General features: G+C 55.5%; 19 protein-coding genes. All 19 read right to left on the bottom strand.

Annotated elements, in window-relative coordinates; all coding sequences use genetic code 11:
• Positions 1-232: 232 nt before the first annotated feature.
• The 19 genes from F3I44_RS23385 to F3I44_RS23295 all read right to left on the bottom strand — a co-directional run bounded on the left by F3I44_RS23385 (position 233) and on the right by F3I44_RS23295 (position 14,459).
• A complete protein-coding gene (locus F3I44_RS23385) occupies positions 233-1,123 on the bottom strand; it encodes a hypothetical protein (RefSeq protein ID WP_150015955.1) in 891 nt (296 codons plus the stop codon).
• Positions 1,124-1,371: 248 nt separating this feature from the next.
• Entirely contained in the window at positions 1,372-1,908 is a 537-nt protein-coding gene (locus tag F3I44_RS23380) for a phage tail assembly chaperone (RefSeq protein ID WP_150015956.1), read from the bottom strand.
• Positions 1,908-2,342, bottom strand: coding sequence for a DUF3277 domain-containing protein (locus F3I44_RS23375; RefSeq protein WP_150015957.1), 435 nt, complete (start codon positions 2,340-2,342; stop codon positions 1,908-1,910). The genes F3I44_RS23380 and F3I44_RS23375 overlap by 1 nt, the downstream gene beginning before the upstream one ends.
• Positions 2,343-2,345: 3 nt before the next feature.
• On the bottom strand, positions 2,346-3,473 hold the full coding sequence (locus F3I44_RS23370) for a DUF3383 family protein (RefSeq protein WP_150015958.1): 1,128 nt from the start codon (positions 3,471-3,473) through the stop codon (positions 2,346-2,348).
• A gap of 2 nt (positions 3,474-3,475) precedes the next feature.
• Positions 3,476-4,003 carry a hypothetical protein gene (locus F3I44_RS23365; protein WP_150015959.1) on the bottom strand — a complete coding sequence of 176 codons (528 nt, stop codon included), beginning with the start codon at positions 4,001-4,003 and terminating at the stop codon, positions 3,476-3,478.
• The gene (locus F3I44_RS23360; RefSeq protein ID WP_150015960.1) at positions 3,927-4,277 is read right to left on the bottom strand and encodes a hypothetical protein; all 351 of its coding nucleotides are present in this window, start codon (positions 4,275-4,277) and stop codon (positions 3,927-3,929) included. The genes F3I44_RS23365 and F3I44_RS23360 overlap by 77 nt, the downstream gene beginning before the upstream one ends.
• Positions 4,274-4,870 (bottom strand): hypothetical protein, encoded by a 597-nt coding sequence (locus F3I44_RS23355; protein ID WP_150015961.1) that lies wholly within the window; start codon positions 4,868-4,870, stop codon positions 4,274-4,276. The genes F3I44_RS23360 and F3I44_RS23355 overlap by 4 nt, the downstream gene beginning before the upstream one ends.
• 2 nt (positions 4,871-4,872) lie before the next feature.
• Positions 4,873-5,352 carry a DnaT-like ssDNA-binding protein gene (locus F3I44_RS23350; RefSeq protein ID WP_150015962.1) on the bottom strand — a complete coding sequence of 160 codons (480 nt, stop codon included), beginning with the start codon at positions 5,350-5,352 and terminating at the stop codon, positions 4,873-4,875.
• Between the two features lie 14 nt (positions 5,353-5,366).
• Positions 5,367-6,350: a phage coat protein gene (locus F3I44_RS23345; protein WP_150015963.1), complete on the bottom strand. Its 984-nt coding sequence runs from the start codon at positions 6,348-6,350 to the stop codon at positions 5,367-5,369.
• A 12-nt stretch (positions 6,351-6,362) separates the two neighbouring features.
• Entirely contained in the window at positions 6,363-7,061 is a 699-nt protein-coding gene (locus tag F3I44_RS23340) for a hypothetical protein (protein ID WP_150015964.1), read from the bottom strand.
• An 88-nt stretch (positions 7,062-7,149) separates the two neighbouring features.
• Positions 7,150-8,265, bottom strand: a complete 1,116-nt coding sequence (locus F3I44_RS23335; RefSeq protein ID WP_150015965.1) for a hypothetical protein — start codon at positions 8,263-8,265, stop codon at positions 7,150-7,152.
• The gene (locus F3I44_RS23330; protein ID WP_150015966.1) at positions 8,249-9,655 is read right to left on the bottom strand and encodes a DUF4055 domain-containing protein; all 1,407 of its coding nucleotides are present in this window, start codon (positions 9,653-9,655) and stop codon (positions 8,249-8,251) included. The genes F3I44_RS23335 and F3I44_RS23330 overlap by 17 nt, the downstream gene beginning before the upstream one ends.
• 2 nt (positions 9,656-9,657) lie before the next feature.
• On the bottom strand, positions 9,658-11,142 hold the full coding sequence (locus tag F3I44_RS23325) for a terminase (RefSeq protein ID WP_150015971.1): 1,485 nt from the start codon (positions 11,140-11,142) through the stop codon (positions 9,658-9,660).
• 2 nt (positions 11,143-11,144) lie between these two features.
• Positions 11,145-11,585 (bottom strand): DUF2280 domain-containing protein, encoded by a 441-nt coding sequence (locus tag F3I44_RS23320; RefSeq protein WP_150015967.1) that lies wholly within the window; start codon positions 11,583-11,585, stop codon positions 11,145-11,147.
• 31 nt (positions 11,586-11,616) lie between these two features.
• Positions 11,617-12,255: a putative metallopeptidase gene (locus F3I44_RS23315; RefSeq protein ID WP_150015968.1), complete on the bottom strand. Its 639-nt coding sequence runs from the start codon at positions 12,253-12,255 to the stop codon at positions 11,617-11,619.
• A gap of 23 nt (positions 12,256-12,278) precedes the next feature.
• The gene (locus F3I44_RS23310; RefSeq protein ID WP_150015969.1) at positions 12,279-12,614 is read right to left on the bottom strand and encodes a GIY-YIG nuclease family protein; all 336 of its coding nucleotides are present in this window, start codon (positions 12,612-12,614) and stop codon (positions 12,279-12,281) included.
• A gap of 418 nt (positions 12,615-13,032) precedes the next feature.
• The gene (locus tag F3I44_RS23305) at positions 13,033-13,254 is read right to left on the bottom strand and encodes a DUF826 domain-containing protein (RefSeq protein ID WP_370452890.1); all 222 of its coding nucleotides are present in this window, start codon (positions 13,252-13,254) and stop codon (positions 13,033-13,035) included.
• Positions 13,255-13,302: 48 nt separating this feature from the next.
• Entirely contained in the window at positions 13,303-13,923 is a 621-nt protein-coding gene (locus F3I44_RS23300; protein ID WP_150019657.1) for a methyltransferase domain-containing protein, read from the bottom strand.
• On the bottom strand, positions 13,920-14,459 hold the full coding sequence (locus F3I44_RS23295; protein WP_150015970.1) for an HNH endonuclease: 540 nt from the start codon (positions 14,457-14,459) through the stop codon (positions 13,920-13,922). The genes F3I44_RS23300 and F3I44_RS23295 overlap by 4 nt, the downstream gene beginning before the upstream one ends.
• Between the last annotated feature and the right edge of the window lie 143 nt (positions 14,460-14,602).

Here is a 14,602-nt window from a genome sequence, read left to right as displayed (position 1 = left end):
ACACTTTGGCGTCCAGACTATATGGTATTGACAATGCCACAGCACGTGGGAAGCTTTTTGAAACCTGCTCATGTTGAATTTCCTTATCAGTTGTGGGGACAACAGATGAGGAGTTTGACATGGGCAGGTCTTTACAGGCAGAGCCAGAACCGAGGCGATAACCACGTCCATAGGACGTGGTTTTAAGTTGGCAATAAAAAACCCGGCATAGCCGGGCTTTATCGGATGGGTATTATGATTGAGGTGTTATTACCTGATCTGACTCTGAGTATGAAAAGATAGCTGGCTCACTGGCAATGTTAATGGATAAAATTGGAATCCATTTTTTTGTTAACTGGAAATAAAGTTTTTGTTCTGACTGAGCTCCAGCCAGACCGTGTAATGACGAGCTTTCGTTAGTTTTGGGGTTATACCAAAGAGCTTGAATATGATCTTTGGACGGATCTTTTGCATCCCAGAACAATGGAGAGGAATTCAGCACAAGCTCATTATTTCCTATTTTTCCTTTAGCCTCTCTCAACAAAATTGTAGATTTAATGGCCTCATAAAATGCTGAGGCATCATGGCTACTGAAAGAGCATACGCTTTTATCGGTCCCATCATAAGCCTTTATCCATTCATCAGCAGTGAAAACCCCTTGGCTTTTGCAGGTACTGTTATCTTCATCTTTATTTGAATCTTTAACATTGATCAGGCTTCCACAACCGTTGTTATCCCTTGTAAGACTGGTGCCATTAACGGGAAACATACATCTCGTACTATAAACATCTTTGTCCCTGGCATTTAAAATTATGCCAAACCCCGTAGGTGTAAAATTATATATAACCCCAGGTAATCCCCCAATATCATTTCTGATGTAGCTAAACTGAAAAAAGTTATCATCAACTCTTGTGTAAGGTTCCCATGTGGGATGATAAACTGGCAATGCCCCTATCTCATTGACACGAATAACTATTCCCGAACAATAATAAGCCGGATTCCCGTCGCAATCCGGCACCACGTTTTCATAACGCTGATTCAGTTCAGCAGCCACGTCCTGACCGCTCACCACAGACGCATAACTTACTCCTGAAGACAAAAAGGAAAGCAAAAAAACTGAAGCAAAAAAATTTAAAATACGCATGACACCTCCATGATTAAATTTGAAACCACACTTATTAGATTTCAAATCTCCCTCGCCCTCCATGGCTGATTTGCGTTAATTTGGTTCAAATCAAAAATGAATGCCATTAATAAAAAAATTTTCGCTCATTGCCTTTTTATTGAAGATTTAAGCATTACCCCGATGCGGGTTATTTTGCTGCTCAATTTCATCAGACTCCCTGATGGCGTCATGCAGCGCCATCAGGTCAGTCAGGTTATAGACCGTCTTCAGCTCGGCGAGGCTGGCGAACTTCTGGATGACGGGTGTCCAGATGAACCAGTCGGGTCCGTCTGCTCCGTTACTGAGGACGCTTCGGCTTCCCCCGCCACCTCCCGCGCCTTCGCCAGGAACGCCATCACCGACTCCATCCCCGGAAACAAACTGCCCAGCGTGGCGCGGATACCAGTAAAAAAATCCTCAAACTGGTACAGCGCCCCCTCCACCAGCAACTGCGGCAGGTGTGACCGGTACTGGTTCAGGTGCGTTTCAGCCTGGTCCGCCAGCTTAAAGGGCATTGCGCCCGCCTCCGTTCTGACCACCGTGCTGTCAAACACCATCCGCTGCAGCTCTGCCAGCTCACTGCTGTCCATCACCGAGAACGCCAGCGCAATGGCGGTGGCCATCGAGCCGTCGCCCCCGTTCATCATTCTGCTGCGCCCGATAGCACCCAGTAGCTTCTGCAGGCAGCCCCAGCCCTGCACCGCGTTGACCGGCGTCATCACGTAGTCCACCCCGTCCAGGGTCAGCGTCTTTTTCAGCTCCATTAGTAGTCAATCCCGTTCATCAGCAACATGGTGCCGGTTTCAAAGGTCAGGGTGAACACCCCGGGATTATGCTGCGCACCACGGGTATACGCCGGCAGCGCGGTAAAAAAGCCCTTCGAGCCGGTGGCTACGTCGTCGTTCATCAGGTCGGTGATGATGAGCGAGAACGGGGTAAAGGATTTCAGGCTTTTGCGCTGCAGAGCACGCTGCTGGTTAAGCCAGGCCACGTCCGGGTGGTGCTGAAGCATGCGGAGGGTCAGCACCGTGGACTCGTCCGGGTTGCTGATAAAAACCCCGGTACCGTGCGCCCCGATGGCGTATTCCCCCGCGTCTTTGGCATATTTGTAATCGATGGCGTTATTTTCCGCCGTAAAGCCGGTGATCACCCGCTCGTTGAGCATGAGGTGGATTTGCTTGATATCAAAACGTGCCATCTGTTAACGCTCCGTATTCACTGTGATCTGCACCGAATGAATGGCACCGGCCAGGTGCGCGCAGACGGTGATCGGCGGACACTTACGGTTTTTCAGGTCATCCGCCGACAGCGTGGACACGGAATCCGCGTAGATGTAATAGCCGTTCTCGAGGTAGTCCTCGGTCGCCAGCTGGCCCACCGGACTGCCCGCCCAGGTACCCGGCCCCACCAGCCCGTTTTTCACCGCCATGCGCATCACCGCGTCGATATAGCCCTTGATGGTGGTGACGCCCGCATCCGACAGCGCAATCTTCTTCAGCTGTGCAAAGGCATTAAAGGTGTTGGTCTGGATTTTATTCTTCAGCCAGTCCAGCCCGATAACCTCGTCAGCCCAGTAGACCTGTCCCAGCATCCAGCCCTCGGCCAGCATCGCCTTCGTGCCAAAGTTCGTGTAGTAGTTGATGCCCAGAGCATCGAGCTTATCCGCAGTGGGGCTGTCCATGTCCGGATCCGGGGTGACGCCGGTCAGCGTTTTGAACTTGAGCGTCAGCAGAGAATCGGAAGCACTGAAGTTGATGGAGCACAACAGTGCGGCTGCGGAAACCGCGCCGGAAGGCCCCGGCATGCTGACGGTGCGATCGGCGAGCAGCAGCGTGCGGTAATACTGCTTTTCCGCCAGGGTTTTAATCTTCGCCAGGGCTTTACTGCTGATATCGGTGACCGTGATGGCCTGAATTTTACCCGCCGCCTGAATCCAGGCACAGGCTTCTTCGAGCTCTTCATCATCCAGCGCTACGCCCACCGGTGCGCCGCAGTACCAGCCCGACCAGCTGGCATTCAGATTTTCGTAAGCCTCGGACAGGGAAAGACGCTCGTTAGCGGAGTCCACCGGCCAGACGGCCACATAAAGATACTGCGGGCGGGATGGCTGCTCAAAAAAGAGTTCCGCCGTGGAGAGCAGCGCGCTGCCTGCGGCGGGAAAATCCCCCTGAAAGGCCTTCAGAGAGCCGTATTTGCGGAAGACGTCATCATCAAATGCGCCAGCCGCCTCCGTGGTGAACAGCGTCACGGTACCAAAATCAGCCGCGGAAACAACGTCAGCGGGCGCATTGACCGTGACGGAAATTACGTCATCTATGTCGCGGGACATGACTACCTCTCGATATTAAATTTAATCGTGCCGGTCGCCGTGGCGATGCCGACGGGCACGGTGTGGATGGTTGAAAGCGGAACGGTGTAGCGATCGTCGTGGGCGAGGGTCAGGGTCATCACGGCCCGCTCTTCCCAGCCGCCGGGCACACCCTCCGACACGTTGCGGGGCAGCGAGTAATTCGGGCAGCTGGTACCGAGCTCAGTCAGAGCCTGCATGCCGGGCGTGGAACCGAGCCAGGCTGAAAGGCGGCGAAGGATCACCATCGCCCGCGGTCCATAAGCCTGCACGCTGACCATCAGCTCAAGATGAAGACGAATTTCCTCCTCATCCTCTGAAATCTGTTTTTGCCCTGGCGGGCCCAGCTCAATGGCGGAGATTTCACGCAGGGTGATGAAACTGGTATCAGGTGCACGCTTACCCGTGTCGGCCAGCACCACCGTTACCGTTTTATCAGGCGTCTGCAAAGCCGCCGCTATCGGGGCCAGCAGGCTCTGCAGCACGAACCGCGATCGCGTAGTAATAGCCATGGTCAGAAAAGTCCTGTAGGTGTGTGATGCGCCAGCGCTCATCGTGCCAGGCCACCACGTCACCGAACGCCATGCGCTGTGCGGCCAGCAACACGATGGCATCGTGCAGACGGGTGCCCTCAGGCGCAAACTGCAGCGCGTCCGTATCGGCGGGATAAATCACCCCGCGGTTGTTACTGACACCTGCGGGCTGCCAGTCACTGGTGGCCGGATGCGTAACCGTAAATTTCCGGCTCATGCGCCCGGTCACCACCCGGCGGACGTTCGGCCTCATTTGCTGGTGCCTCCCGTGTCTGTAATAAAGGTGATTGACTCGTACATGTCGCGTGAAGCAATAAGCGGTTCATCTTTTCCGCCTTTCTCTCTGATGGCCCAGTCTTCATTTGGCTTCAGGTGCCCGTCTGCAAATGACGCGCGGAGTTTTCGCCGCACGCGGCTGCCCACCAGCGTCATCGCCTCCTCTACCGTAATGGTGCCGTTCAGCACCGCCGTGGCGCGCACGGCCATCTCCTTACGGAAATAATCGTTCTGGTGGAAGGTGTAACGAAAGATTGAGCGTTCAGGAATACGCACCGTGTGCGCTGGCACCTGATGGAAGGTCTGAAAGTTGCCGTTTTTGCGGAACTGACCGCTGTACGCAAACGAGCCGTCAGCCCGGATGCGGCGCGTGATGCTGACGGTGTGTTCAGGGATATGCACGTCGCCGCCGTACTCATGCAGCTGCATCAGCCCGGCGTTACCCAGCGGCAGCCCGTCCTTGCGCGGATTATTCTCCTTCGGGATACCCACCTTCACGCCCGCCCGCTTCAGGGAAATCATGCTCTGCAGCAGGGCGGTTACTTTTGAGGTGTCCGGTCTGTCACCCATGGCTACCCCCTTCTCACGGCAATGTACGCCCCACCGGCCAGCAGCCCGCGCAGCAGGCCGGCCAGCCAGGGAAAATACAGCGACCCGCTGTCGTCACCGCCGGCATACTGCAGGCTGACCTTACCGGCCATTTCCATCGTCACCCCGCGCGTCAGTACCCCGTCCAGCTCGCCCTCCTGCGCCGCCAGCGCCAGGCGGCACTGCGCCTGTATCAGCTGAGCCGGAATGGCCGTGTTACTGAGCGTCACGCCGTCCACCACAATCCGGTCACGCGGCCAGGCCAGCGGCTGACTGTCGGTAGTCCGGCGGCCTTTCCACTGCCGGCCGTTCAGGTAGTCCATCGCCTGAAACAGAAGTTGTGCGCACTCAGTGTCGTCATCGGGTACCGACCCGCCGCGGGATGAAGCAAAGTCGCGCAGGTCGCTGATGCGGGCATAGCTGTTAAAACCCGGCGAGGCCGGGTCAGTATCAGGCGTTATCATGCATTATTCCCCGATCAGGATGACGCGCCGTCACCGGAAATCACCGCAGCAAACGGAACCTGCTTGCGGTCAAAGACCCGTTTCCAGTTTTTGGCGAGCGCCATATCGGAGAACGTCGGGGTTTTATTGGGGCTGTCTTCGCCCTGCCAGGAGAAACCGGCAGGCTGGATGATGTAGGTCTGGCGCTCCCAGAGAATTTCAGCACCGCCACCGTTACCGCCGGACGGCAGGCGCTGAAGCTCAACCGGCGTGTGAGGCGCACCCATGCCGTAGCCGAATGCGCCTGTTCCAAAGAACACGGACATGTACTGGCCGTTCGGCATGGTCAGGGAGTCGTCCATGAATATGGGCTTCCCGAGATAGGTGGCCAGAATGACGCGCCCGTCCGAATCCTTCAGGTACTCAATCAGATCATGCTTCACCATGCGGTTCATGATGACTGAATGAACGCCAATGGCTGAGAACTGGTCCGCCGCATCGCCTGCGGTAAAGGCGGCATCCTGAAACGCGCCGGCCAGGCTGTCATGCTCGGTGATGATCATGTCACCTTTGTTGTTGGCCTGATTGCTCAGGATGATACCGCGTGCGGTGGATATCAGATAGCGCTGCCACTGACGGGTCCAGTAGGTGCCAAAGCGGTTGCGGATCTGCGTCATCGGGTCGCTGTTGGCCAGCTCCGCCGTGAGGTCAGAAACGCCGTAGCCTTTGTTCAGGAACAGAACGCGCCCGCGCATGCTGCCCTGCGAGGCCTTACCTACTTCGCCAATTTCATCCGGATCATCGGTAGAGGCATTCGGCGCTTCATCCGCATCCAGATCCTGCCAGTAGCTGATGGTTGCAGTGCCCTGGCTGTTGCGGGCGATGGAATCCAGCGCCGCCAGGCGGGTGATGATGCCGGAATTATAAACGGCTGTTTTTTCCGGGCTGTTTACCGGATCGATGGTCTGGTAGTACTCGCCAACAAAAATGTCACTCAGGCGGGTGGCAGTCGTGGTCATTACGGACTCCTGTTACTTATTCTGTGTTGCCGCGAGGCGCTTAAACGCTTCCGGATCGTCATTAAAGAGCTTCACGCGCTCTGCTTCGGTAAAATCATCCCATTTTTTGCCTTCGGCGCTGCCGGACGGCAGGTTACCGGCACCTCGGGTACCGGTAGCCCTTGACACAATCACCACCGGGGCGAAAAGTTTGTTTTCTTTAAACTCTTTTTCCAGTTCGTCGAGTGTGGCTGCAGAGGGCCTGCCCTCCGCATCCACGACCCGCGTTTTTCCGTCTTCTACGGTCAGGCGGGCGCGGATGTGGGGGATCAGGATGGCCGCGCTGTCGCCCGCCAGCTTCGTCGCCAGCGACTGCGCCACATTGTCCACCAGCAGGGTATGCAGGCGGGACGCGTGCGCATCAATCGTTGCCTGCAGCTCCTGCTCACGGGTGGTGAGTTTCTCCTGCCAGCTTTTCTCCAGCGTCTCAATGTCCCCTTTTTTACGGGCGGCATCTTCACGCTCACGCTGCGCCTGCAGTTCAGCCTCGCGCCGCCTTTCCTGCTCGATTTTTTTCTCGTTCAGCAGCTCAGTGACCTTTTTCTCAAGGCCGGACACGTCCGGCACGCCTTCAATCTTCAGCTGGTAACCGCCTTCGGCTTCTGCATAAAACGATTTCTGGCTTTCATCCAGCGCGTCATATTCGTCGCTGGTCAGTTTAAATTTCAGCATCTGTAACCCCGGGTCAGATGAGTGCAGCCTCGGGCTGCGGTGATAAAAAAGGCCGCCCGAAGGCAGCCTCATGTTAAAAACGTCAGTATCAATTCAGACCGGCGCGCTTAAACGCCGCAGCATCCCGCTGGCGCAGTTCGTCCAGCGTCAGCCACCGGCCGTCTTCGGTATAAAAGGAGGTGAGTTTCAGGCCGCCGCTGCGCAGCAGCTTTCCGCGCACGGGTCCGAGAATGTCATCCTGCCGGCTGGCGCGCTGGCGGGAAATCCACTCCGGATAGGTGCTGGCCGCAGGTACCTCACCGTTCATGCGCTCTTTTTCAGCGCTGGTGAGGTCATGAGGCAGCAACCCCATGTCCTGCCAGCTTCTGAAAATCAGCGTGTACGTTGAGCGGCAGTGAAAATGCAGCCGCCCCGGTCCGTCCCCCCACGGGATACCGTGCTTTATGGGCTGATTATCCGGGGTGTACTGCAGCGCATCGCGGATGCGGCACGGCGGCGAGGTTTTATTGTCCAGGGTGGACAGCCACTGTTTGGCCTTAATCAGATGATCGTTTGCCGCCGCCGTCTGCTCGCGCACCACCTGCGCCGCATGCGCCAGCGTGCTGTAGCCAATGGCCGAGGCGTTGGCGCGACTTTTATTCAGCGCACCGTCCTGCCAGTTGCGGGCCTTTGTGCCGCGCACGCTTTTTACTATTTCATCCGGCGAGATCCCGCTGCCCAGCCCGGTGCGAACCGTGTTCACGATGCGCGCGAAGCGGTCAGCTTCGAGCTTGCCGGTCCACTCCCGGAGCGTGTAACCGTGAAAAGGTTCGGTTACCGCCCGGACGTACGCCTGACCGGCGTCGACTTTTTTCAGCAGGCCGCGCTGGCTCACCACCTCCGGCAGCAGGGACTTCATCAGGTCAAAGCCGAAGCCGGCCTCATACTCCGTGAAGGCCTTCAGCACGTGGCCGAGCTCACCAAAAAAGCGCGTGACCGCCCTGCGGTTGATGTCCCTGACGGGTGCCAGTACCTGCGTCAGCCTTTTTACCGACACCGCGCCAGTCGGTATATCCTCCAGCGCCACCAGCAGCCTGGCCGCCAGTTCCGCATCATCGGTACTGAGTGAAGCCACCAGCCTGCTGACTACACCCGCCTCATAGCGCGTCAGGTGAACCCGGTGGGCGATCAGCTCATCGCGCAGCTCCTCATTTATCGTCGCCATCGCTCAGTCCGGTAAAAGTGGGGAAGCTGTCTTTGAGTTCCTGAAGAATATCCTCAGGGGTTTCATCATCACCGACAAGGCCGGTGCGCTGCTGGTAGCGGATAAAGTCAATCAGGCGCATCTGCCCGGACTGTACGGCCGCCACCAGCGCGGTAATCGCCTGGCTGTCCAGCTGAGCAATGTCATACTGCTTGTTCAGCTCAATGCTGCCGCTGCCGCCGGCAAACTGCGCGGCAAAGCTCAGGGCGCGGTTAACCGCCTGTTCCACGTTGCCGGCGCACAGGGATAATACGGAATTATCGGTCTGCGCTTCGCTTGCCGCCTGTGTGGCGGTGCGAGCCGCGCCGTTGCGCTCAACGAGACGCGCACCCAGCATCGCCATCTGATTTTCACGGCGCTCCGCCAGCGAGGTCATGATGCCCCGCTCCTCCGGCTGGGCAAACTTCATGTCGCCATTGGCGGGAAGCAGCACCCCGCGGCGCGAGCCTACGCAGAACCCGCCGTCCGGAAAATTGGTGTCAATCCACTCCTGCGACACGCCCGTCAGCGCCACCATCGGCTGACCGACCGTATGCGCCGCTTCGGCCAGATCGGCTTCACACTGATAGTGCTTGATGTTGATGTAGGCAATATCGGCCAGCGGCGGTGCGTCAGGCGTGTGGTCATTATTCACGGCACCAATCCAGGACCAGGGGAGCTCATTCAGCGCCCGGCCGCTGCCGTCAGTAAAGGCGGTGACAGCGCCGGGAATGATGCCGGACTCGCCCTCTTCCCAGCGACGGAAATATGCCACACCATCGATAAGCCGCAGCTCCATCCACCGGCGGCGCAGCAGCAGAGAAAAACCGTCCGGATCGTCGACGGGCTCCTGCCAGTGAAGCACCACCAGCGAGGTTTTGTTTGCCGTGACCCGCCAGTTGATGATCTGTTTTGCCGTAAAGAGCTGCAGAACCGGCCGGGGCTGGCTGCTGCCCCGCTGAACACCGCTGCCGGTATGGTCCGTGAGTATCCCCGCACGGCCCCGCTGCAGGTTCTGATTAAGCGCATCGCGCACGAACTGCGCCAGCGGCTGTCCTTCGCCATCTGCGTCTGCCTCCAGCCCGGTTACGCCACCTTCAAGGGTGATTTTTACCGGCTTGCTGAAGGCGATCCCGACAAGTCCCGTCAGGGTCCGGCCCGTCACATTGATGAAGGCAGCGCGCGCCTTGTAGGCGGCGTAGCGATTGCCCTGCGGATCGTCGTCTTCGGCATCGTCGCTCGGGTGCGGCAGGTATTTACAGCCACGCTGTTTTATTTTGCGCTCACCGTCGACACAGTCGCCGACCATGTCCCACTCATCTTTGAATTCACCCCAGGCAGGGTGACGATAGTCCACATTTAAGTCTGACATGATCAGGCCCATTTGAATTTGATAGGTTTTGGCGGTTTGCGGTGATTTTTACGGGTTACCGCGAAGTAGCGGAATCCGTCCGCGCCGTGAGAGGTCGCATCATGGTATGGCTTATCTTTCCAGCAGCCCCGCTTGTCGTCCCACTCCTTGCGGTAAGCCTCGAGATGAGAAATTCCCTCTTCACACTTTGTTTCATCGAAAGCGCAGCGCGGGAGGATTTCGCGTACTGCTTCGATGCCGTCATCAACGGACATTTTCGGCACCACCTGAAAGGTAAGGCTGTAGGTCTGTCCGTCAATCTCATAGCCCTCACGCGCCAGCTCCCGGCGGGTTTTGGCATCTGATCCGAATTCGCGGTTGTCGATGTCATGCGGCCCCCAGTGCTCACCATACTCATAGCCGCGCTCTTTCAGCACCTTCATATAGTGGCGCAGGCCTTCACCGCTGTTTTCGTAGTAGTCGATGACGTGATATTCCTCACCCACCTCCCGGATAAACCAGATAGCGGTGGAGTCACCGACGCCGATATCCCAGAACGTGTGAACAGGCTGGTGGGCATTGTCAGGCAGTGCGCCGATTCGCCGGTTCTCATAAAGCCAGCGGAACTGCTTCGCGTAATAAGCACCTTCGACCGACTGCTGAAACGCTTCTGACGGTATGGACGGATATTCACGCTTCATATCGTCACCGAGCGTTTTCTCTTTGGCGTGATACCAGGCCTGCTGCTGCGGGCTGAGCACGATTCCGTGCTTTGCCTGCAGATCAGCAAAATAATCGGTAAGCCGCTGTGGCAGAGAAGATACGGGCTCGATCGCATACTGCGGATTGCGCCACCAGGTGAAAAAGAAAAACCGCCAGTCGAGCGATGACAGCATTTTTCCCTGTACCTGCGCCCTTTCCGCTTCCTGACAGTAATCAAAAAAGTAGCCTGCCCGGCCCTCTGCCGTGCTCTCGATTGTGGTAAAGCAGTCAGAAGACACCGCCTCGAACGCGCCGGTCACAATTTCGCGGGCTTTATCAGGAAATTTTGCACATATTTTCCCGAACTCGGAAACGTGCAGATAACGCAGTGTACCGCCGCGAAAAGAGGTGCTGATGTAGAGCGATCCACCCTTTTTAAACACCAGCTCGCCCGCCGCATCATTACTGGCGGGGTTCGCCCGCTTTATTTCATCCGGCAGACGGTCGTAGGCGTATTTGATTTTTTCCCTGAACAGGCGTTTGGCGTCATTCAGCGTGTGGGCAATCAGTGCGCAGCGGGCCGCTTCAAACAGCGCTGCATCCAGCTGAATGATGCAGACCTCGGTCGTAAAGCCCAGCTGGCGCGCCTTGAGAATAATATTGCGGGTGTGCATGTTCCCGAAGTACTCGAGCTGCTCCGGCGTCATTCTGAATCTGACCGGCTTCCCTTTTTTATCGGTGATCCAGTACAGGTGATTCAGCCGCCAGAACCTGTCGCGTAAGAGGGCGAGGTGTTCCGACTTCATCATTACTCCTTCGCCAGCTCATCCATCAGGCTGGAAATGGACTGCACGACCTGGCCGGAGTGCTCGAGCTTCTGCCTGTTGGTGTAAACGTCGCCCACCTCTTTAGCCGCCTGCTCCAGCAGCTGTGCGGTCATGCCGAGGTTTTTCATTTTCTCAGCATTCGTCGCCATACGATCAAGCACGCGCAGGCGATAGGCCTTATTAGCTATCGGGATGTCGGAAACTTCCGTCTGAAAGCGGCTGCGGGTGGTGTTAAACATATCCACCCACTTTTTTGCCAGGTTTCGCCCGGCAGCCTTGGTCGGGTCATGAGATTCAACCTGCTGCCGGGAAACGGAAAGCTCAAATTCTTTTTTGACAGCATCGACAACCTGCGAGGGGGTATCGAAGCATGCAAGAGACTGAACTATAAATGTTCTTACCTCCCCTTTGAGTGCTGCCATCGATTACCGCCTGTCAAAATCAGTCAAAAATTCACGCCAGCTTTAACATGCAGGTTCCGCATGCTCTGGCGATATTAAGATGTGCCACCTCCGGCTCTGTGTTTGCCGCATCCACCAGCGTCTGTACTTCGGCACTGGCACCATACCGCCGCACGACGCCCACGAATTCCTCCACGTCATGTCCCCGGAGTGTCAGCACCGGCTGACCGGTATCGCGATTAAACTTAGGCGCACCGTATTCATCCGTTGCCTGCGCAATGTGGTACAGCTCATGTTCCACCAGCGCACAGAACTCAGGGTCGCTGCACTGTGAACAGTAATCAGCGGCCAGTGTGATGATGAACTTTGGCACACGCCCGAACCACTCATGCATCTGCTGCTCCATTCTGGCCTTCTGCCAGCCGCCGGCACGCAGCATGACCTCCTCCGCCTGACCCAGAACGGTGCGACCCTTTTTACTGAATGCTGCTGATGCCCACATGAAGCTGATGTCAGCATCAATCAGATGCGCATGATCCGGGTTATATAGCGCACCGTTTTCGCTCAGGAGCTGCGTCTGTATCCAGTCACAGACCTCGCCAGCCGGAGCGATACTGATATAAGGCAGCGGGTCCGGCGGGTTTATAAACAGTGGCGGTGGCAGCGGTCGGATGAAGGATTCGTCAGTCATACAGAATAATCCTCTGGTCAGCTTTATCTCGGTGGTTTAACGAAGCCACTGAACCCGTTCGAGTCCAGCTCAGCCATAACAGCAATGACGGCCTGAATGCCTTCATCCATCGTGACATCAAAATATTCACCATGTAGATGATGCGCAGATAACTTTTCATGAGCCATCTTTTCAACCAGCCTAAAATCGTAACGCCGATCAGTGATATAGCTCTCTTTAACCTCAAACCCTTCATGCTTTTTGAGTTCGGTGAATCTTCCTGTGCATTTGTGACGTGAAGACATGCCGACTTTAACTTTCTCACCATTGCTGGCGACATAAACTCTGCCGCCGTTACGAGTTAACAGCTTTGCTACCATGAGCTTTCCTTTTGGTGGTGAGCCTAAGTTCACGCGGATAAAAGCAGCCCACAGAGTGAAAGCATTATTGCTTACCCCATAGACTCACCCCGCAAGGCTCTGTGGATAGTTGCCCCGTGACGAGCATTCAGAAGAATTAAATGATTGGATCTTTCTCGGTGTTTGTTTGTGCGGGTAATCCGTATACCGACAACTGCCGAAACAGGATATTTGACCTGTCCTGACGGCTGGCCAGCGGCGTTTTACAGAATTTTATAAAATGCCGGTCTTTCCCGGCCGTCCGTCTGCACCCGGTACCCTTTTTACTCGCGGAGCATAGGCGGTTGCCGTCACAGACTGCGGGTGTTATTTGCCCCACCGCCCGCCGGGGTTGCAGTAATCTTCATCGGGCGCACTGCATGAATGCGCCCTGTGCTGATTACTCAGCTTTTGAATCAGAACCCAGAATATCCACCAGCGCTGTATCCACGGCGGCGTCAATCTGGGTATCCAGATCGGCTTTGATCTGGGTTTTAACAGCGGTGGTGACCGCATCAGACTTCAGGGCTTTTTTCACCAGGTCATCGGTGACGATATCTTTTACTTCCGGCATTGCTGCCTCCTGTTGGTTATGGCTGAAGAGCCACTGTGTGATCCACATGGTTGTGTCCATGCTGAGGGTATAAAAAACCCCGCTTATCAGGCGGGGTCAGGTACGGCGGCGGAAGGCGTAACTGCCTATGCCTTCTCTGCCGAGTTTGGTTTCCATGGTGTTGTGCTCAATGCAGTCAAAGCCCTGGCCGTCGAACCAGCGCAGCAGACCTGTGTGAGTGAAATAAAAAACGTGTTCATCTTTACGGAAATGTTTCGATCTGAGCACATGCTCTGCATCATCAAAAACAGGGATCGATAAAAATACCCATTTTTTTGCCTGCGCAACCGCCAGCTCAGGTTCATAGAGATGTTCGAGACAATCCCACATAGTCAGAGCTTCATAGGTTTCGGTGTATAAATCAGCCCAGACACCCCGATCTTTTAACCAGGAAACTCCAGCTGGATTAATATCGAAGCCGAGTGCATTTCCATATAATTCGATGAATGAACCACTCCCGATTCCGATATCAACGACAATACCCCGCCAGTGCCGCTTTACCATCTCAACACGGGCCAGGTTTAAAGCTTTTCCGATTTTCGTACCAGCCATGCTTTTATATTTATCGAAATACGAATAATCGTAGGGGTGGTCGCTTATTTCTACAGGATACTTACCTATGCCGTGCTCAGGAAGCCAGATCAGTGATGTGGCCTGTAATTCATTGAAGGTTTTCATAACAGCCTTTCGATGGTTGACGCAGGGTGTGACAAACTTTTTGCACGCAGATATGCAATGTGAGCCTCTTCCGAAGAATCGAACGTCCCCAGATGCTTTTTACGATAATTAACTTTAATGCACGCGTAATATTTACCACTACCCGCGCTCATGTGAACTCCCTGAGGAAGAATTTCGCCAGCTAAATTTTTTCGGGTGCTATTGCGAACAACGTTCTGAGAATTCAAGCGCTGCGAAACAAGGCGTAGATTTAACGGGCGGCTATCTCCTTTATTGCCATTAATATGGTCAATGACTTTCTCAGCAGGAATATCCCCATATAACCAGAACCAAATCAGTCGGTGTTCATAATAGTGTCGCCCCTGAAAGGTGATAATCCGATATCCGTTATTTTGCTGACTGCCTGCTCTGTCCCCTTTTTGGCGCTTTCCCCTGGGATTAACAATCCAGATTAACTCACCACTAACCTCATTGAGAGACAAACACCCCTTTAACTCTGCAAGCACTTCGGCAGTTACATCAAATTTACGCGGCATAGCTACCTCCAGATTTTTCAGAGAACGATTTCATGCAGCCACTCGCTGAAAAGAGTATCGAAATTGCTGATGCGCCGGTCGCAGTCGTGATCTGCGCGGGTGCAGCGGCAGTAATTATCGGGCAGCGCCCAGCGTACGCGCGA

This window comes from Pantoea sp. F_5 (assembly GCF_008631595.1).
Classification (GTDB): domain Bacteria; phylum Pseudomonadota; class Gammaproteobacteria; order Enterobacterales; family Enterobacteriaceae; genus Pantoea; species Pantoea gossypiicola.
This window is presented reverse-complemented; position numbering and strand designations above follow the sequence as displayed.